The following is a 19,267-nucleotide window of genomic DNA, read 5'->3' on the forward strand; positions in this document are numbered from 1 at the left end:
AAAAGAAAGTAAGAGAAAGTTGATGTGAGAGTATTAAAGTATTTATTTTAGAGGGGGATAGCCTTTTATAGGCTAAGGACTAAATCGAGTCTTAGCGTTTCCAATCACATTGCTTTACCAGCTCAAACCAAGGGCTGGTAAAGTCCTTAGCGACAATAGGGGCGGGTAAGGTTACAGCTATATCTAGCTTGTTGGCTAAATAGCGCGCGACTAGTTGTTTCATTTTATCGCTTTCTAATTGCTCATACGCTGTTTGTAACTGTTGTTTGTCTTTTTGGCTTATAAAACCCCCAGTCAAATTTTTGTAGTCTATTTCAAGCCAAAAAAGTAATGCTTGTTTCGCTTCATTGGGAAAGGCATGGGTTAATGTGGCCGTTGGGCTATAGAGTCGCTCAAAATTAATTTGCTGCTCTTGAATCAAAAAAACCATTAATAAATTAAGCCCGGTTGAGATTTGCCCCGCGCGTTTATCAATGTTTTGGTTATTTCTTAATGCACTTCTAAAATAGCGCTCAGCTTCGGGTATATTGCCCTCATCCAGGGCTAAATAACCTAAGTTACTTTCTATCAGTGCGGTTACATTGGGAAGCTGTAATTGTGTGGTGATCTTATGACTGTCGAGGTATAAAGCACGCGCTTTTGCAAAGTCATCTTGCGAGCGAGCAACCAATGCCATACTGTTGGTGAGTGTTAAGCGTTGACGATCGTTTTGCGCATATTTGTAAGCACATTTAAATGAGTACTGGGCATCGTCTAAATATTCTGCATGGCGAAGCCATATTCCCAAGGCACTCATAATGGTGGTCAGTTTTTGTTTGAAATAATCAGTTTGATGATGCTGAAATATTGCGTCAATCGATGTATAAAGCTCGTCATAGTGACTTGTAGGTACTGCTGTACGGGCATAGATAAGGTGCCAGCGGATAAATAATTCTGGCGGCATGAGTTGTAACCCTGTGAGGTTTTCTAAAATAGTAATAGATTGAGCTGGATTAACAGTAAGATAATCTTCGGCTTCGTCTAATTTTTTTTCAAAGGTATTGAAGTCATTAGCAAAGACGTGTTTTGAACATAATAATATCAACCAACTTATTACAAAAAGCCGCAACAACTTAACCTCGACAATCGAACTATGCGTTAATTCACTATAGTTGTAGGCATCTAACAAAGCAACGCAATTAAAGGGGACAGGTTTGTGAGAAAGTATTTTAAAATCACTAAAAAAGCCCTAAAGCTATACAAGCTTAGGGCTTTTTCTGTATGTAATTAAATTTTAGCGAATACACATTAACTTAATGTGTCGTTGGGTTTCGTTTTATTCAACCCAACCTACGTTTAACATCAACCTGCTTAGCGCTAACAGCTAAAAACTTACAGCTGCTTTTAATCATCAATCGAGCGCAGTAGGGCATTAATGCCCACTTTTTCGCGAGTTTGTTTATCTACTTTTTTCACAATAATAGCCGCATACAAGCTATGGCTGCCATCTTTTGAAGGCAGTGCACCTGGAACCACAACCGCGCCGGCAGGCACACGGCCATAGTGAATTTCACCGGTTTCACGGTCGTAAATACGGGTACTTTGGCTAATGTAAACTCCCATTGAAATAACGGCGCCTTCTTCAACAATTACGCCTTCAACAATTTCTGAACGTGCGCCAATAAAACAGTTGTCTTCAATGATGGTAGGATTCGCTTGTAACGGCTCTAAAACGCCGCCTATGCCTACGCCGCCAGATAAGTGTACGTTCTTGCCAATTTGAGCACATGAGCCCACTGTCGCCCATGTATCAACCATGGTGCCATCGTCAACAAATGCACCTATGTTTACGTACGATGGCATTAATACGACATTTTTACCTACAAAGCTGCCTTTACGAGCAACGGCGTTGGGTACGACACGCATGCCGCCTTGCTGAAATTGCTCCGGCGTGTAGTCGCTAAATTTAAGCGGTACTTTGTCGTAAAATTGGTTTACGCCGTCGTTCATTGGCTGATTTTCACGAATTCTAAATGAAAGTAGTACTGCTTTTTTAAGCCACTGGTGAACAACCCATTCGCCTGAAATTTTCTCTGCAACGCGAGCAGCGCCGCTATCTAATAGCTCAAGCGCATCTATAATTGCTTGTTTAACATCGCTTGATACTGTAGCAGGGCTAATGCTGTCGCGGTTATCCCACGCATTTTCAATCATGGTTTTTAAATCTGACATAGTGTCCTCTTATTCAATTTCGGCGTTGAGTTTTTTACGTAATGCCTGATGAATTTTTGCTTGCTCTTCATCAGTCAGCGCTTGATATTCGTTATTTGATACCACAAAGAAATCTTCTGCACGTTCGCCTACCGTGGTAATACGTGCGGCATGTATGTGGAGTAAGTAAGCTTGAAAAACCTCGGCTATTTTAGTTAATAGTCCAGGTATATCAACCGCTTGAATTTCTATTAAGCTACGATCCTTACGAGGGTGCGGGCGCAGTACAATTTTAGGTTTAATATTAAAGTCTTTAAAACGCTGTGATCGGCTCTTTTTAAAGCGTATTTTTTTACGTGGATCATGAAGCGCTTGCTCTAATCCGCGTTTAATCGATTGTGCGCGGCTACTGGCAATCGGATCGCCGTTAACTTCTAAAATAACAAAGTTGAACAGTACGTAGCCATCTTTGGTGGTCAGTACTTGGGCGTGCTGAATTTGCGCTTTTTTAGAGCCAATAACACTTACCAGTCGAGCAAAGAGGGCACCTGAATAGGGGCTATAAGCAAACACTTGGGTACCGCCATGCATCGCTTTATTAGAAACGATAACACTGGGCTGGCTTAAATCAGTGCACTTGAGTAAGTGCTCAGTATGCCAAGAAATTTGTTGCTCACTAAAAGCGGTAAAGTAATTTGCTTTAAAACGGCTCCAAATTAAGTCAATTTGCTCCTCGTGATAATGCAAATTAAGCAGGCGTTGCTTAGCTTGGTGCTTTTTATCACGAATTTGGTCGCGTTGATCCATTGGGTTTTCAAGCCCAAGGCGCAAGGCGCGCTGTGTGTGCAAATAAAGCTCGCGCAGCAGCGTGTTTTTCCAGTCATTCCATAGGTTGTCATTGGTGGCTCGAATATCAGCCACGGTTAAACAATAGAGGTAATCGAGTTGGCGTTCGGTTTTTACTCGCGATGCAAAATCTTTTATTACATCGGGGTCGTTAATATCTTTACGTTGCGCAGTTACCGACATAAGTAAGTGATTGCTTACTAACCACGCTATAAGCTTACCATCTGAAGAGGCAAAACCATGCAGCTTTGAAAACGCTATGGCATCAACAGCGCCCAGCTCTGAGTGATCGCCACCACGCCCCTTAGCAATATCATGAAAAATACCAGCCAAATACAGTAATTCGGGTTTATCCATGCGCGTAACTATTTCACTGCAAATTGGAAAGTCACTAATGCTGGTTTTATCGAAGTATTGGTAAATATTATTAATTAATTTATGGGTATGTTCATCTACGGTATAGGCATGAAACAAATCAAACTGCATTTGGCCAAAAATATTGCGCCACTGCGGAAGGTAAGCGGCAATCATGCCGTGCTTATGCATTAGCGTAAATGCACGGCCCATGCCGTTAGGGTGCTTTATAATACGTAAAAAAGCTTCGCGGCACGCGGCATAATCTTGTAAGTCACCTAATAAGCGACGACGTACTTGGCGGATAGTTCGAATGGTACTTGGGTATATATGGGTAATTTCTGGGTGATCAGCAATGTGCTCAAATAATACAAAAAGTTGGTCACGCCTAAAAAATACTGATGGACTTTTTACCCGAATTTGATGGCCCACGCGTTCAAAATTACGATCAAGTTCTTCAACAGTGGCTTGGCTGCTGTCTGGTGAAATACTTTGCTCAAAGTACGAAAGTAGCATTTGATTAAGTTCACGCACACGGCTCATTATTCTGAACAAGCGTTTCATCATGCGCTCAACAGAGGCTTTACCATCACTACCAAAACCCAAAATTTCAGCCGCTTGCGGTTGGTGATCGAATAATAAGCGGTTTTCTGAGCGACCCGCGGCTAAATGCAAAGCAAAGCGAATATTCCATAAATTTTCAAGGCACTCTAACAGTTCTTGGTATTCTTCGTGAGTTAGGTAGCCGTGATTTATCAGCTCTTGCAGGGTTTCGGCTCTAAAGTGTTTTTTAGCAACCCAAATAATGGTTTGTAAATCGCGCAGCCCGCCTGGATTTTCTTTTATATTAGGCTCTAGATTATAAGCCGTACCATGACATTTTTTGTGGCGTAAATTTTGCTCTTGTACTTTTGCAACAAAGAACTCTCCAGAGCCCCATACAGGCCTTTCGATGAGGTGACTTTTGAGCTTTTCGAATTCAATATGGTTGCCGAAAATTAATCGGCTTTCTAGTAGGCTGGTGGCAAAGGTAACATCTTCACGTTTTTGCTCTATGGCTTGTTCAATGGTACGTACACTGTGACCTATTTCTAAATTAAGATCCCACAGCATAGTGACAAACTGGCCAATTTTTTCGCAAATACCGTCATTGGGTTGCTGGGTAACAAGCAGTAAAAAGTCAATGTCGGAGTAGGGATGAAGTTCACCGCGACCATAACCTCCTACAGCAATTAAAGCGAGATCTGGCTCGTGGGCTAAATCGAAAACATGAAAGAGTTTAATCAGTAACCGGTCTATAAATTCTGCACGGGCGTTTATTAGATTACCAACGGGTTGTTTTGAGAATTCATTATGCAACCATTTATAAAAATAGGCGGAGCAATCGCGGTATTCGCTAAGTTGCTGAGCATCATTGAGCAACTTTTTTACTTTGTTAGGTAATGCCACTTAGGCTGGCTCCTATATATGGACTGCATTATAAGTCTTGGATTAAGTTATTTTTATACTGTGTTTGCTGCAAAGGGAATAAATCATGTTATTTCCCTTTGCAGCAAACCACTTAATCTGTACGCAGGCTAAAGCCTGTTATTACTATGATTAAGCACACACTACTATTAGTGCTCGATGATTCTATCGATAGTATCATCTGATCGTAGTGTTAAAATTTCAACACCATTTTCAGTTACCAGTAAGGTATGTTCCCACTGAGCTGATAAACTACGGTCTTTTGTTACCACAGTCCAGTCGTCTTTTAGTAATTTACATTGGCGTTTGCCTGCATTGACCATGGGCTCGATTGTTAAACACATACCGGCTTTTAACGTTTCGCCTGTACCTGGTTTTCCGTAATGCATTACCTGTGGTTCTTCATGAAATTCACTGCCAATACCATGCCCGCAGTATTCACGTACGATAGAGTAATTAAAGCTCTCTGCATATTTTTGAATAGCTGCGCCAATATCACCAAGGCGAACACCCGGTTTTACCATTTTAATGGCAAGGTAAAGGCTTTCTTGGGTCACTTCTGCAAGGCGTTTGCCTTGAATGTTAGGTGTGCCAACATGGAACATTTTTGAAGTATCACCATGGTAACCATCTTTAATAACAGTAATATCAATATTGACACTGTCACCGTCTTTTAATGCTTTGTCGTTCGGAATTCCGTGACAAATTACATGATTTACCGAGGTACAAATTGATTTTGGAAAACCATGATAATTAAGAGGAGCAGGAACAGCATCTTGCACATTAACAATATAATCATGACAAATTGTATTTAACTCATCGGTGGTGATACCTGGTACCACATGTGGTTCGATCATTTCTAGCACATCAGCAGCCAAACGGCCGGCTACACGCATTTTCTCGATTTCTTCAGGGGTCTTAATCACAGCGCTCATTGAGGCTCCAAAGTTGCGTTTTTAGATGATTATCGTCGCACAATTTTTGCACGAGACGTTGAGTATTTAATTTTAATATGGTATAAAGCGCGCCGTCTTTTTACAAATAAATTCTTAAATGATTTTTTGTATTTAAGGCAAACACAATTTTATTTTAACACACACACGTATCGTCACATACACTTGGGTGCATTTCAGTTTCATTTAACTGCGGTGTTGGTGCTATGGGATATGTGGAGGCCTAACCCTAAACAACTTAGAGGATTTACAAAATGGCAAACGTTTCAATGCGCGATATGCTTCAAGCTGGTGTTCACTTTGGTCACCAAGCACGTTACTGGAACCCTAAGATGAAGCCTTTCATCTTCGGCGCACGTAACCGTGTACATATCATCAACCTTGAGCAAACTGTACCAATGTTCAACACTGCACTTAAGTTTTTATCTAGTGCTGCTGCAAACAAAGGTAAAGTTCTTTTCGTTGGTACTAAGCGCGCAGCAAGCGAAGCAGTAAAAGAAGCTGCTTTACAAAGCGATCAATTCTTCGTTAACCACCGTTGGTTAGGCGGCATGTTGACTAACTGGAAAACAGTTCGTCAATCAATCAAGCGTCTTAAAGACCTTGAAGCTCAAAGCCAAGACGGTACTTTCGAGAAGTTAACTAAGAAAGAAGCGTTAATGCTTACTCGTGAAATGGACAAGCTTGAAAAAAGCCTTGGTGGTATTAAAAACATGGGTGGCCTTCCAGACGCTATCTTTGTAATCGATGCTGACCACGAGCACATTGCTATCCGTGAAGCTAACAACCTAGGTATCCCAGTTGTTGCAATCGTTGATACTAACTCTAACCCAGACGGTGTTGATTACATCGTACCTGGTAACGATGATGCTATCCGTGCAATCAACCTTTACACTAGTGCTGTTGCAGCTGCGATCACTGAAGGCCGTGAGAGTAACATCGTTGCTCAAGCTGAAAAAGATGACTTCGTAGAAGCTGAGTAATTAGCTGTCATCAAGTCTTCATCTTTTATAGGTGAAGACTTGCTATTCTTGTGGAGCGGGTAACCCGCTTATCTAAACCTGATTTCAGATTTGAGGATTTACTAATGGCTGTAACTACTGCCCTAGTTAAAGAATTACGCGAGCGTACTGGCGCTGGCATGATGGATTGTAAAAAAGCGTTAACTGAGACTGATGGTGACATCGAGTTAGCGATTGAAAACATGCGTAAGAGCGGTGCTGCAAAGGCTGCTAAAAAAGCAGGTAACATCGCTGCTGAAGGTACTATCATCATCAAGCAAAACGCGGGTGTTGCAGTACTTGTAGAAGTTAACTGTCAAACTGACTTCGTTGCTAAAGATGCAAGCTTCCTAGCATTTGCTAACAAAGTTGCAGATGCTGCTATCGCTGACACTACATCTATCGAAGACTTACAAGCTAAGTTTGAAGAAGACCGTGTTGAGCTAGTAACTAAAATTGGTGAAAACATCAATGTACGTCGTCTTCAGTACATCACTGGTGAGCAATTAGTTGAGTACCGTCATGGCGAGCGCATTGGTGTTGTTGTTGCGGGTGTTGCTGATGAAGAAACACTTAAGCACGTTGCAATGCACGTTGCTGCTTCAAACCCAGACTACCTAACGCCAGATGACGTACCTGCTGATGTTGTTGAAAAAGAAAAGCAAGTACAAATCGACATCGCGATGAATGAAGGCAAGCCTGCTGAAATCGCTGAGAAGATGGTTGTTGGTCGTATGAAAAAATTCACTGGTGAGGTTTCTCTTACTGGTCAAGCTTTCATCATGGAACCTAAAAAGTCTGTTGGCGAAATTCTTAAAGAGAAAAACGCAACAGTTACTGGCTTTGTACGTATGGAAGTTGGTGCAGGTATCGAGAAGAAAGAAGAAGATTTTGCTGCTGAAGTTGCTGCTCAAATTGCAGCTGCTAAAGCTAAGTAAGATTAGCTATTTGTGATGCCAAAGGAAAATACATGCAATTAAAGTACTATTTGCTTTTGCGTCACGCTTAGAAATTCTTTAAAATAACCGCGCTTTTATGTTTAACATAAGCGCGGTTATTTTTTATCCATAATTCAATAAAAGTTGGCCCCAAAACTATGACTATCAATCGCAAACCTATTTTTAGACGTGTTCTTCTCAAATTAAGTGGTGAAGCTTTAATGGGAGACGAAGGCTTCGGCATCGACCCTAAAGTATTAGACCGTATGGCACAAGAAATTAAAGAGCTCGTAGAACTCGACGTAGAAGTGGGTTTAGTTATTGGTGGCGGTAACTTTTTACGTGGTGGCTCACTAGCCGAAGCGGGTATGAATCGCGTTGTTGGTGACCACATGGGTATGCTTGCAACCGTCATGAATGGCCTTGCTATGCGTGATGCGTTGCACCGTGCATTTGTAAATTGCCGTTTAATGTCAGCCATTCCTTTAAATGGCGTATGTGATGCGTATAACTGGGCAGAAGCCATTAGCTTATTAAAAACAGGTCGCGTTGTTATTTTTGCAGCCGGTACGGGTAACCCGTTCTTCACAACTGACTCTGCAGCGTGTTTACGTGGCATTGAAATTGAAGCTGACACAGTAATTAAAGCAACCAAAGTAGATGGTGTATTTAGCGATGATCCGGTTAAAAACCCAGATGCGACACTTTACCGTCACTTAAGCTACAATGAAATTATTGATAAAGAACTAAAAGTAATGGATTTAGCGGCATTTACATTAGCTCGCGACCATAATATGCCATTGAGCGTATTTAATATGAATAAATCAGGCGCATTAAAACGCGTAATAATGGGTGAAGAAGAAGGAACCCTTATTTCTTCACAAGCCTCAGATGAAGTTAGTAACTAGATTAGGATTAAACCGTGATTAACGATATTCAAAAAGATGCGCAAGCGCGCATGCAAAAAAGTGTAGCAGCACTTGGTAGTCAATTATCTAAAATTCGTACTGGCCGTGCTCATCCTGCAATTTTAGACGGCATCATGGTGTCGTACTACGGCGCACCAACACCGTTAAACCAAGTTGCAAATGTAACAATTGAAGACTCACGTACATTGGCTATTGGTGTATTTGATAAGTCATTAGCGCAAGCTGTTGAAAAAGCTATTATGGCATCTGACCTTGGTTTAAATCCAATGTCTGCAGGTACAGTGATCCGTGTACCACTTCCTCCATTAACTGAAGAACGTCGTAAAGATTTAATTAAAATCGTACGTGGTGAAGTAGAAAGCGGTCGTGTTGCTATTCGTAACATTCGTCGTGATGCAAATGGCGATATTAAAAACTTATTAAAAGATAAAGACATCTCTGAAGATGAAGCGCGTCAAGCTGAAGATGCTATCCAAAAAATCACTGATAAGTTTATCAAAGAAATGGATACGCAACTAACAGCGAAAGAAGCTGAGTTGATGGAAATCTAATTGCTAATCTAGGCTCGGATTAACAGCTTTACTGAAGTAACTAAGTCGTTGTTTATATGCCTTCGCACTTAACTTTAATTGTGTGATTTTAAAGGGTAACAGATTGTATTTACTCTTTGCTATTGGCTCGATTATCAGTAAATACAAGGTTGTTAGCTGTATAATTATTTGCTTTATGTAGATTTATTATCACGGGTACAGGTTAAAATTATTAGTTTTGAAACGCCGTCTGGGGTATACTAGGCGGCGTTTTTTTATGGAATACACAAAATTTATGGTTCTAGACGCTGATACAATTTCACAGCAATGTTTACCTAAACATGTTGCCATCATCATGGATGGGAACGGGCGTTGGGCACAAGCTAGAAATAGACCTCGTGTATATGGGCATAAAAAAGGCGTGGATGCAGTTCGTCAATCCGTGCAGTTTTGTACTAAATTAGGAATACAATCGTTAACCTTATTTGCTTTTAGTAGTGAAAACTGGCGCCGCCCTGAAGACGAAGTAAATACACTTATGGAGCTTTTTTTATTTGTACTGAGTAAAGAAGTTAAAAAGCTGCATAAAAATAACGTAAAACTAACCATCATTGGAGATTTATCTCGATTCTCTGAAAGCTTGCGCGCTAAAGTACATACAGCTCAAGAACTAACAGCGAACAATACCGGGCTGCACTTAAATGTTGCGGCAAATTACGGTGGTCGCTGGGATATGACTCACGCTGCTAAGCAAGTTGCTTTACAAGTAGCGAATGGAGAAATTGACCCAGCAGATATTACAGAAGAACATATTGCACAGCATATGAGTATGGCAGATCAAGCTCAGCCTGATTTATTGATCCGTACCGGTGGCGATGTCAGAATTAGTAACTTTTTACTTTGGCAGGCAGCCTACGCTGAACTTTATTTCACAAATACACTTTGGCCTGATTTTAATGAAGCTGCTTTTGCAGAGGCCATTGCATGTTACGTTGCCAGAGAGCGACGTTTTGGTTGCACGGGCGAACAAATAAAACAATTACTCGCTCAAACCTAAAATAGATTAAGGGTCATCATTTTGTTAAAACAACGTATTTTAACCTCACTAGTGCTAGCGCCATTAGCACTGGCTTTGGTTTTTTACACCCCACTAACGTTATTTAGTTATTTTGCGGGTGCTATTGTATTAATGGGCGCGTGGGAATGGTCTGCCTTTATGGGACTATGCGATAAGCTAAAACGTGGCGCCTTTGTGTTATTAGTGGCTGTATTACTAGGGTTACTCAATTTGCATTGGCCCATAGAGACTCTATGGCAGAACGGCAAGCTTGTAGGCGATGCTAATTACTTATTTACCTTGTCGTTTTCTTGGTGGTTGGTAGCCAGTTATTTAGTGTGGCGTTACCCTTCTATGGCGAAAGGGTGGAACGAAGGGCTTGTGATGCGCGGCATTGCTGGTTTGTTGACCTTAGTACCGCTATGGCTTGCACTTAACACACTGCGTAGTGCGCAATATACGGAATCTACTCACTATGGCTCTATGCTCATTTTAGTTGTATTAGGCATTGTATGGAGTGCCGATATAGGCGCTTACTTTACAGGTAAAAGTTTTGGTAAACATAAGTTAATGCCTAAAGTTAGTCCAAATAAAACCATAGAAGGCCTCGCAGGTGGCGTGGTTGCTGCGGTGTTATTTGTACTAGCTTTTTGTTATTACACGAACGTTGATACCTCTGTATGGCCTATTTATGCAGTTATGACAGCGTTTATTGCTTTGTTTTCTGCGGTAGGTGATTTACTTGAGAGTATGTTTAAGCGCGAAGCGGGACTTAAAGATAGCGGCAGTTGCTTACCAGGACACGGTGGTATTTTAGACCGTATTGATAGTTTAACTGCGGCAGCACCGATGTTTGTTATTTGCTTTGCTTGGACGCTTAGCTTATGAGTGCTGTGCAACAACTGGTTATTTTGGGTGCGACGGGGTCGATAGGTCTTAGCACGTTAGATGTTGTTGCAAGAAACCAACAGCAATTTAAAGTTTTTGCATTGACCGCAGGACAAAATGCAAAAAAAATGGCTGAACTGTGTATAGCTCACCAGCCTCGTTATGCTGTAATGGCATCTGAATCGGCGGCTAAGCAGCTTTCTGCGCTTTTAAAGCATGAGAGTAAAACGCAAGTAATGCATGGCGAGAAAGCCATGAGTGAGCTCTGTGCTCATGTTGATGTTGATACGGTTATGTCAGCGATTGTCGGTGCAGCCGGATTACTACCTACCTTGAGCGCTGTTGAAGCGGGTAAAAAAGTGCTGCTTGCCAACAAAGAGTCACTGGTGATGTCGGGTCAGTTATTCATTGATAAAGTTAAAAAGCATCAAGCAACTTTATTACCCATCGACAGCGAGCATAATGCTATTTTTCAGTGTTTACCCAGTGCTTTACAAAATACCCAAGGGCAAGCAAGGCTTGAGCAACATGGGGTTAGCAAAATTTTATTAACTGGCTCAGGTGGCCCGTTTTTAAATCGCGATATCAATACCCTTAACACCGTTAGCGTCAGTGAAGCGGTTGCTCATCCTAATTGGTCTATGGGGCAAAAAATATCAGTAGACTCAGCTACGATGATGAACAAAGGCTTAGAGTTTATTGAGGCTAAATGGTTATTTAACTGTGATGCAAGCGATATTGATGTGGTGATTCATCCTCAAAGTATTATCCATTCTATGGTGCAATACCAAGATGGCTCTATTTTAGCGCAAATGGGTAACCCTGATATGCGCACCCCGATAGCGCATGCACTTGCGTATCCAGAGCGCATTGATGCGGGTGTCAAGCCGTTAAATTTTTCTGATATTTGTAATTTTTCGTTCACTAAACCTGATTTCTCGCGTTACCCCAATTTAAAGCTTGCAATTGCAGCCTGTGATGCAGGCCAAGGAGCCACCACCACCGTTAATGCGGCTAATGAGATTGCAGTTAATGCGTTTCTACAGGGGCTGATTGGGTTTACGGATATTTATAAAGTGAATGCGCAAACACTAGACGCCGCACAATTTACTAATGCGAAAACACTCGATGAAATTTTAGAGTGTGACCGTTTAGCACGTATCAGCGCTGCGCAGTTTATAACAAAAGTGGTGCATTGATATGTTCGATTTTTTTTGGAATTTAGGTTCGTTTATACTCGCACTAGGCATTTTAGTGACCGTTCATGAATATGGTCATTTTTGGGTTGCGCGTAAAGCGGGTGTAAAGGTACTGCGCTTTTCAATTGGTTTTGGTAAATCCTTACTAAAATGGCACGATAAATATAATACTGAGTACGTTATTGCGGCAATCCCGCTGGGCGGATACGTGAAAATGCTCGACGAGCGTGTTGATGAAGTGCCTGCCAATCAACGTCATTTATCGTTTAATGCTAAATCAGTTCAAGCCCGCATAGCCATTGTGGCAGCAGGGCCGATGGCGAACTTTTTGTTCGCTATTTTTGCTTTAGCGGTGATGTACATGGTAGGTGTGCAAACCATAAAACCAGTTGTGGGTAGTGTTGTTGAAGGCAGCCGAGCTGAACAAGCCGGTATTATGCCAACCCAGCAAATTATTAAAATTGGTGATGACGACATAAGTAATTGGCAAGATGCGACCTTTTCTTTGATGTCTCATTTAGGTGATAAAAGCGTTGCCGTAACCTTACGTAACGAAAATTATCAGCAAACAGTGCAAACACTTAACCTAGATGGTTGGAAGCTTGATCAGCAAGATGTACCGCCGCTCAGTTCGTTAGGTATTGTACCGTTTCGTCCTCAGGCAACCTTGGTTATTGCCGCTATTACTAAAAACTCAGCTGCTGAACAGGCTAATTTACAGGTTAACGACGTTATTTTAGCTGTGAATGGTGAAACAATGACCAGTTGGCAGCAATTAGTTAATCTTATTACTCAATCGGCTAACAAATCCTTACAATTTAGTGTAAAAAGACAAGATAGTATAAAAACAATAACAGTTACTCCAAAGAGCCGGGTCGTCAGTAATGGCATAGAGCAAGGCTTTTTGGGTGTTGCTCCCGTTGTAGAACAGTGGCCTGATGATTTTGTAGAGACTAGACATTATGGGCCACTAGATAGTATTGTGCTGGGCACAAAAGAAACATGGCGTTTAATTACGCTGAGTTTTGACATGATAGGTAACTTAATAACAGGCCAGATGTCGGTTAAAAACCTAAGTGGGCCCGTCGGCATAGCCGTAGGCGCCGGCACCAGTGTTAGTTATGGATTAGTCGCATTTTTAAGCTTTTTAGCTTTGATAAGCGTTAACTTGGGAGTATTTAATTTACTTCCTCTGCCAGTGCTTGATGGTGGGCACTTAATGTATTACATAATTGAACTTTTTCGTAAAAAGCCAGTCTCTGAAAAGACACAAGAGTTTGGTTTTAAAGTGGGAGCCTTGCTACTCATTTTTCTAACATGTTTCGCTTTGTTCAATGATGTATCGCGCTTGTAGTTATGTAAGCGTGGTAACGACAAATTAGAACACGATTGTAAAGCTCGTAAATATTTAATTTTCGATGCTAAGCGGTAATACAGTTGTAAAGGATAAAGATAATAAAATGGCTATAAAAAAACATTTGGTAGTTTCAAGTTTATTGGGTGCAAGCTTTGCAGCCCTAGGCCAAAACTCCTTTATTGTTGAAGATTTAAAAGTTGAGGGATTGCAACGTGTCGCACTTGGTGCTGCATTAACGCATATTCCTATTAACGTGGGCGACAATGTTGATGAATATACAATTTCAAAAACAATTAAGTCACTTTATCGCTCTGGTCACTTTGACAATATAAAAGCGTTACGTGATGGTAATAACGTTATTTTTAAAGTAACTGAACGTCCAACCATTAGCTTTATTGAATTTGAAGGCAATAAAGACATAAAAGATGAGCAATTAAATCAGTCACTCGATCAACAAGATATTCGCCAAGGCGAGCCGCTTGATAAAACGGTAATCGATAATATCGAAAAAGGCCTGATTGAATTTTTTCACAGTATTGGTAAATACAATGCAAAAGTGGATATCAGTGTCACTAAATTACCACGTAATCGCGTTAAATTAAGACTTGAGTTTGACGAGGGCGATGCAGCCTCCATTCGTCAAATTAACTTAGTGGGTAATGAGCTTTTCTCAAACGAAGAGTTATTGCAACTAGTTGAGTCGCAGCAAGACTTACCATGGTGGCAGTTTATGGGTAGCGACCGCTATCAAAAACAAACCATTGAAGGCGATTTAGAAAAAATTCGCAGCTTTTATTTAGACCGTGGCTATTTACGCTTTAATATTGACTCAACTCAAGTATCAGTTAGCCCTGAACGTGAGTCTGTTTATGTAACGGCAAATATTACCGAAGGCGTTAAATACAAAGTGAAAGGCTTTGATTTCATCGGTGATTTACTCGGTCGTGAAGAATTAATAAAAAGTGTTATTCCACTGCGTACAGGCGAGCTTTATAACGGATCAGTGGTTACCTCATCAGAAGAATTTATCAAAAGCTACTTGGCGCGTTTTGGTTACGCCAATGCTGAAGTACGTACGATTCCAGAAATTGATGACGAGAACCAAGAAGTACAATTGACTCTGTCGGTTGACCCAGGCAAGCGTGTGTATGTTCGTCGAATTATTGTAGGTGGTAACCAAAACACGGCTGATGAAGTACTGCGCCGTGAAATGACACAGCTTGAAGGTGCATGGTTATCTAATCAAAACCTAGAGCGTTCTAAACTACAAATTCAACGTTTACCTTATATGGAAACCGTTGATTTTAATGTGGTGCCAGTTCCAGGTGTTGATGACCAAGTAGACGTTGACTTTACTGTTAAAGAGCAATCTGCGGGCAGCTTCAATGCCGGTCTTGCCTATGGCTCATACTTAGGTCTGCAGTTTAATATTGGTGTAACCGAGTCTAACTTTTTAGGCACAGGTAACCAAATTGGCTTTAATATTAATACTTCACGCGGCTCTGAGCGTGTCAGTGTATCGTATACCGACCCTTACTTTACGCCGGATGGCGTATCGCAGGGTAGCAGTATCTTTTACAGTAACTACGATGCCAGTCAGTTTAGTTTGATTGACTATAAGTCAAAAAGTTATGGGTTAGGGACAAACATTGGTTTCCCAATTGATGCCATTAACCGTATTAATTTTGGCGCACGTTGGATAGAAGAACAATTGTCAGATATTGCTGAATATGAGCAAACACGTGTACTACGTGAAACCTTCTTAGATCCAGAAAATCCAGATGCGGGCTTTGAATTTACAAACTACGAGCTAAGTGTTGGTTGGTCACGAGTTACAGTTAACCGTGGTTTATTCCCAACGGCAGGTTCACGACAAACATTAAACTTAACAGCCACAACGCCAAACTCTGATTTACAGTACTTTAAATTAAATTATGACTCGCGTTTTTACTGGCCGATTTCTAACGATCATCGTTGGGTTTTCTCAACGCGTGCTGCATTAGGTTATGGTAATGGTTATGGCTCTACCAATGGCTATGATCAAACTTTACCGTTCCAAGAATACTTCCGTATCACTGAAATGGAATTACGTGGCTTTGATAGAAATACCATTTTACCGCGTGCTGTTTCGCGTATACCGCAATCAATACCAGGTACGCCATCAGGTGATGGCACAACCACAGGCAACATTGGTGGGGCGTCAGAGTTTGACGTGCTAATACCACAAGGTCGTATTGGTGGTAATGCGAAAGCAGTGGCAGGTATGGAGCTTATTGTACCTACTCCATTCTTAGATGAAGAAAATACTAGTTCAGTGCGAACGAGTTTCTTTGTTGACGCTGCCAACGTATGGGATACCGAATTCAGTGTTGATCGCTATCAAAACTTAGGGATTGATGAGCGTGCAAAATTAGATGACTACTCAGACCCAATGCGATTTAGGGTTGCAACCGGTTTATCATTACAGTGGATCTCACCTATGGGTCCGATGCTGATCAGCTTTGCGTATCCGTTGCAAAAAGAAGAAGATGACGATACCAAGACCATCAGTTTTAATATTAGTAACACTTTCTAAAGGAGTTTATTGTGAAAAAATTATTCAAATCAACAGCAGTTGCCGTTTTAGCTACACTTATGATGGGTACATCAGTTAACGCTTTTGCTCATAAAGTGGGTATTGTAGATATGCAAGAAATCTACAAGCAGCTTCCACAAATGGCTAAAATTGAACAGTCTCTGCAAACTGAGTTTGCAGAGCGTCGTCAAGAGCTTGAAAAGTTACAAGGTGACATTCGCTTTGAAGCTGAAAAGTTTAAGCGTGAAAGCACTACAATGAGTCAAGACCAAAAAGACGCATTACGTGATAAAATTCAAGGTATGCAAAAAAATCTTGCTGAAAAAGGTCGTCCTCTAGAGCAAGAAATTAAATCACGCCAAAATCAAGAGTTGGCTAAAGTTCAGACTCTAATCATTGAAACAATCCAAGAGATTGCTAAAAAAGGCGACTTCGACGAAGTTAAAGTAAAAGACACAACAATTTACTTTAACCCTAAAGAAGTAACTGATCTTTCTGAAAAAGTTGTAGACGCTGTAAGTAAGAAATAATTAATTTATGCAAAATTATACGCTTTCGCAAATTGCGGAACTTCTAAGCGCCGAGCTACAAGGTGATGGCGCTTTAGAAATTAAAAAAATAGCAACACTTGCAAATGCCCAGACTGGGCATATTGCATTTTTAGCGAACAAGAAATATCGCTCTCAGCTTGAAACAACACAAGCCAGTGCTGTGATACTGAGTCCTGAGGATGCGCCTTATTTTTCAGGCAACAAAATCATCGTCGCCAATCCGTATGTGAATTACGCTAAACTCGCTCAGTTAATGGATACCACGCCACGTAGTGCCATTAGTGGTATACACCCAAGTGCGGTTATACATGCCAGTGCGCAAGTCAGTAAAAGCGCAGCCATAGGCGCGAATGTTGTAATTGAAGCTGACGCTGTGATTGGCGATAACGTACAAATTGGTCCGAACAGTTTTATTGGTGAACGTGTTAAAATAGGCTCAGGCACCAAACTATGGTCAAGTGTGAGCGTTTATCATGATGTTGAGATTGGCGCAGACTGTTTATTTCAAGCGAATACTGTTATTGGCAGCGACGGTTTTGGTTATGCGAATGAACGTGGTCAGTGGCTTAAAATTCCACAACTAGGCTCAGTGATCATTGGCGATAAAGTCGAAATTGGTGCAAGTACCACGATAGATCGTGGTGCGCTTGATGATACTATTATTCACAGTAACGTTATTATTGATAATCAGTGTCAAATAGCACACAACGTTGAAGTTCAGTCAGGCACGGCTATTGCCGGTTGTACTGTACTTGCAGGCAGTGTCAGCATAGGTAAAAATTGCCAGATTGGCGGCATGACCGCAATTAACGGTCACATGTCTGTATGTGATGGTGTTATAATTACTGGTATGAGTATGGTGACTAAATCAATCACCGAACCGGGTATTTACTCATCCGGTATGCCTCATACGACTAACAAAGAATGGCGAAAATCAATTGCTCATTTGCGTAACCTTTCAGACATGAAGTCACGTCTAAAAGCGCTTGAAGCATTGAATAAGTCATGAACGTTGAACACTAATAAGGATGCTATTTTGGCAAACGAATTAAATAGCCTTGATATTCAAGAAATTTTAAGTTTATTACCGCACCGTTACCCGATGCTACTGATTGATCGCGTTATAGATTTCACCCCTGGTGAATCGTTACATGCAATTAAAAACGTATCGATTAATGAACCCATTTTCACCGGCCATTTCCCAAACCAGCCGATTTTTCCTGGTGTGCTAATATTAGAGTCAATGGCACAAGCAACGGGTCTATTAGGGTTTAAAACGGTTGAAAATCGTAGTGAAAACGAACTTTACCTATTTGCAGCCGTAGACAATGCTCGTTTTAAGCAGCCGGTTGTGCCAGGTGATACCATGCATCTTCATGTTAAGTTTTTAAAAGAGCGTCGTAACATATGGAAATTTGCGGCTGAAGCTAAAGTTGACGGCAAAACAGTGTGTAGCGCCGAAATCATGTGTGCTAGAAGAGAGTTTTAATTGTGATCCATGCTACGGCAATAATCGAACCGGGTGCAAAACTTGGTAACAATGTGTCAGTTGGACCATACAGTTACATCGGTAATGATGTTGTTATTGGTGATGACTGTATTATTGAGTCTCACGTTGTTGTTAAAGGGCCTGCTACTATTGGCTCTGGTAACCATATTTTTCAGTTTGCTTCTGTGGGCGAAGCCTGCCAAGACAAAAAATATAACAACGAACCAACAAGCTTAATTATTGGCGACAATAATATTATTCGTGAATGTGCGACTATTCATCGCGGTACAATCCAAGATGAAGGTGTTACCAAAATAGGTAGCAATAACTTATTTATGGCTTACACTCACGTTGCACACGATGCGGTGATTGGCGATAACGTTATTTTTGCAAATAATGCCAGTGTAGCAGGTCACGTTCATGTTGGTGATTGGGTTATTTTAGCGGGTAACTCAGGTGTGCATCAATTTTGTAAAATTGGTGCTCATGCATTTGTTGGTATGTATTCTGGTGTAAATAAAGACGTACCTCCTTTTATTACCACCATTGGGATGCCAGCAGGCCCTGCTGCAATCAATACCGAAGGTATGAAACGCCGTGGTTTTGAAAGCGATGAGATAATGGCAGTACGCCGCGCGTACAAAGCGTTTTATCGCAAGAGCCTAGGCGTTGATGAAGCGATAGAATCGCTTTCAGAAGACGCTGAAAAATACCCTGCTGTGCAGCTGATGATTGATTTTGTTAAAAGCTCAGAGCGCGGTATTGTGCGTTAATAAAGAGCATTTTAATTTATAAAAAAAACCACCTTTGAGTAACCAAGGTGGTTTTTTATTAGCTGATATTTGATTAATAACTCAGCCATGAAGTGCATGTTGCTATGTTTATTAAATTCAGTCTCTACTCAGGCTTACCTTATTACACTCCCTACACATTTTCCTATAAA

Annotated in this window: 17 protein-coding genes; 13 read left to right on the top strand and 4 right to left on the bottom strand. The window is 41.1% G+C overall.

The features are described from left to right. Positions 1–91: 91 nt before the first annotated feature. From AAEY57_RS06590 to map, 4 genes are all read right to left on the bottom strand, one after another. Positions 92–1,108 (bottom strand): tetratricopeptide repeat protein, encoded by a 1,017-nt coding sequence (locus AAEY57_RS06590; protein ID WP_350607027.1) that lies wholly within the window; start codon positions 1,106–1,108, stop codon positions 92–94. 275 nt (positions 1,109–1,383) lie between these two features. Next, complete coding sequence (gene dapD, locus AAEY57_RS06595; RefSeq protein ID WP_008467531.1) at positions 1,384–2,211, bottom strand: 2,3,4,5-tetrahydropyridine-2,6-dicarboxylate N-succinyltransferase; 828 nt, start codon at positions 2,209–2,211, stop codon at positions 1,384–1,386. A gap of 9 nt (positions 2,212–2,220) precedes the next feature. Continuing rightward, entirely contained in the window at positions 2,221–4,839 is a 2,619-nt protein-coding gene (gene glnD / locus AAEY57_RS06600; RefSeq protein ID WP_008467529.1) for a [protein-PII] uridylyltransferase, read from the bottom strand. A gap of 167 nt (positions 4,840–5,006) precedes the next feature. Beyond that, positions 5,007–5,792, bottom strand: coding sequence for a type I methionyl aminopeptidase (gene map, locus AAEY57_RS06605; protein WP_008467527.1), 786 nt, complete (start codon positions 5,790–5,792; stop codon positions 5,007–5,009). 272 nt (positions 5,793–6,064) lie between these two features. On the opposite strand from map, the gene rpsB reads away from it, so the two are divergent. From rpsB to lpxA, 13 genes are all read left to right on the top strand, one after another. Next, a complete protein-coding gene (gene rpsB / locus AAEY57_RS06610) occupies positions 6,065–6,793 on the top strand; it encodes a 30S ribosomal protein S2 (protein WP_024601804.1) in 729 nt (242 codons plus the stop codon). A 104-nt stretch (positions 6,794–6,897) separates the two neighbouring features. Further along, entirely contained in the window at positions 6,898–7,749 is an 852-nt protein-coding gene (gene tsf, locus AAEY57_RS06615) for a translation elongation factor Ts (protein ID WP_024601805.1), read from the top strand. Positions 7,750–7,907: 158 nt separating this feature from the next. Continuing rightward, positions 7,908–8,657, top strand: a complete 750-nt coding sequence (pyrH, locus tag AAEY57_RS06620) for a UMP kinase (RefSeq protein WP_016899281.1) — start codon at positions 7,908–7,910, stop codon at positions 8,655–8,657. A 50-nt stretch (positions 8,658–8,707) separates the two neighbouring features. After that, on the top strand, positions 8,708–9,229 hold the full coding sequence (gene frr / locus AAEY57_RS06625) for a ribosome recycling factor (protein ID WP_215908014.1): 522 nt from the start codon (positions 8,708–8,710) through the stop codon (positions 9,227–9,229). 256 nt (positions 9,230–9,485) lie between these two features. Continuing rightward, positions 9,486–10,265: an undecaprenyl pyrophosphate synthase gene (gene uppS, locus AAEY57_RS06630; protein WP_008110986.1), complete on the top strand. Its 780-nt coding sequence runs from the start codon at positions 9,486–9,488 to the stop codon at positions 10,263–10,265. A 21-nt stretch (positions 10,266–10,286) separates the two neighbouring features. Then, positions 10,287–11,153 carry a phosphatidate cytidylyltransferase gene (locus AAEY57_RS06635; RefSeq protein WP_036953780.1) on the top strand — a complete coding sequence of 289 codons (867 nt, stop codon included), beginning with the start codon at positions 10,287–10,289 and terminating at the stop codon, positions 11,151–11,153. Further along, entirely contained in the window at positions 11,150–12,352 is a 1,203-nt protein-coding gene (ispC, locus tag AAEY57_RS06640; RefSeq protein ID WP_350607034.1) for a 1-deoxy-D-xylulose-5-phosphate reductoisomerase, read from the top strand. The genes AAEY57_RS06635 and ispC overlap by 4 nt, the downstream gene beginning before the upstream one ends. Position 12,353: 1 nt before the next feature. Continuing rightward, a complete protein-coding gene (gene rseP, locus AAEY57_RS06645) occupies positions 12,354–13,706 on the top strand; it encodes a sigma E protease regulator RseP (RefSeq protein ID WP_024601807.1) in 1,353 nt (450 codons plus the stop codon). A 106-nt stretch (positions 13,707–13,812) separates the two neighbouring features. Continuing rightward, positions 13,813–16,284 (top strand): outer membrane protein assembly factor BamA, encoded by a 2,472-nt coding sequence (bamA, locus tag AAEY57_RS06650; RefSeq protein WP_036953944.1) that lies wholly within the window; start codon positions 13,813–13,815, stop codon positions 16,282–16,284. An 11-nt stretch (positions 16,285–16,295) separates the two neighbouring features. Next, positions 16,296–16,814 carry an OmpH/Skp family outer membrane protein gene (locus AAEY57_RS06655; RefSeq protein ID WP_008467513.1) on the top strand — a complete coding sequence of 173 codons (519 nt, stop codon included), beginning with the start codon at positions 16,296–16,298 and terminating at the stop codon, positions 16,812–16,814. A 7-nt stretch (positions 16,815–16,821) separates the two neighbouring features. Continuing rightward, positions 16,822–17,844 carry a UDP-3-O-(3-hydroxymyristoyl)glucosamine N-acyltransferase gene (lpxD, locus tag AAEY57_RS06660; RefSeq protein ID WP_013465423.1) on the top strand — a complete coding sequence of 341 codons (1,023 nt, stop codon included), beginning with the start codon at positions 16,822–16,824 and terminating at the stop codon, positions 17,842–17,844. Between the two features lie 27 nt (positions 17,845–17,871). Next, entirely contained in the window at positions 17,872–18,324 is a 453-nt protein-coding gene (gene fabZ, locus AAEY57_RS06665; protein WP_008110974.1) for a 3-hydroxyacyl-ACP dehydratase FabZ, read from the top strand. Between the two features lie 2 nt (positions 18,325–18,326). Beyond that, positions 18,327–19,097 (top strand): acyl-ACP--UDP-N-acetylglucosamine O-acyltransferase, encoded by a 771-nt coding sequence (gene lpxA, locus AAEY57_RS06670; protein ID WP_350607040.1) that lies wholly within the window; start codon positions 18,327–18,329, stop codon positions 19,095–19,097. Positions 19,098–19,267 lie beyond the last annotated feature (170 nt).

Source organism: Pseudoalteromonas sp. MER144-MNA-CIBAN-0113, assembly GCF_040308965.1.
GTDB classification, from domain to species: Bacteria; Pseudomonadota; Gammaproteobacteria; order Enterobacterales; family Alteromonadaceae; genus Pseudoalteromonas; species Pseudoalteromonas tetraodonis.

Bases quoted from the DNA above. Each gene is read 5' to 3' on its own strand.
- frr (WP_215908014.1), top strand. From the start codon at position 8,708: ATGCAAAAAAGTGTAGCAGCACTTGGTAGTCAATTATCTAAAATTCGT.
- pyrH (WP_016899281.1), top strand. From the start codon at position 7,908: ATGACTATCAATCGCAAACCTATTTTTAGACGTGTTCTTCTCAAATTA.
- rseP (WP_024601807.1), top strand. From the start codon at position 12,354: ATGTTCGATTTTTTTTGGAATTTAGGTTCGTTTATACTCGCACTAGGC.
- tsf (WP_024601805.1), top strand. From the start codon at position 6,898: ATGGCTGTAACTACTGCCCTAGTTAAAGAATTACGCGAGCGTACTGGC.
- dapD (WP_008467531.1), bottom strand. From the start codon at position 2,211: ATGTCAGATTTAAAAACCATGATTGAAAATGCGTGGGATAACCGCGAC.
- lpxD (WP_013465423.1), top strand. From the start codon at position 16,822: ATGCAAAATTATACGCTTTCGCAAATTGCGGAACTTCTAAGCGCCGAG.
- rpsB (WP_024601804.1), top strand. From the start codon at position 6,065: ATGGCAAACGTTTCAATGCGCGATATGCTTCAAGCTGGTGTTCACTTT.
- ispC (WP_350607034.1), top strand. From the start codon at position 11,150: ATGAGTGCTGTGCAACAACTGGTTATTTTGGGTGCGACGGGGTCGATA.
- bamA (WP_036953944.1), top strand. From the start codon at position 13,813: ATGGCTATAAAAAAACATTTGGTAGTTTCAAGTTTATTGGGTGCAAGC.
- map (WP_008467527.1), bottom strand. From the start codon at position 5,792: ATGAGCGCTGTGATTAAGACCCCTGAAGAAATCGAGAAAATGCGTGTA.
- uppS (WP_008110986.1), top strand. From the start codon at position 9,486: ATGGAATACACAAAATTTATGGTTCTAGACGCTGATACAATTTCACAG.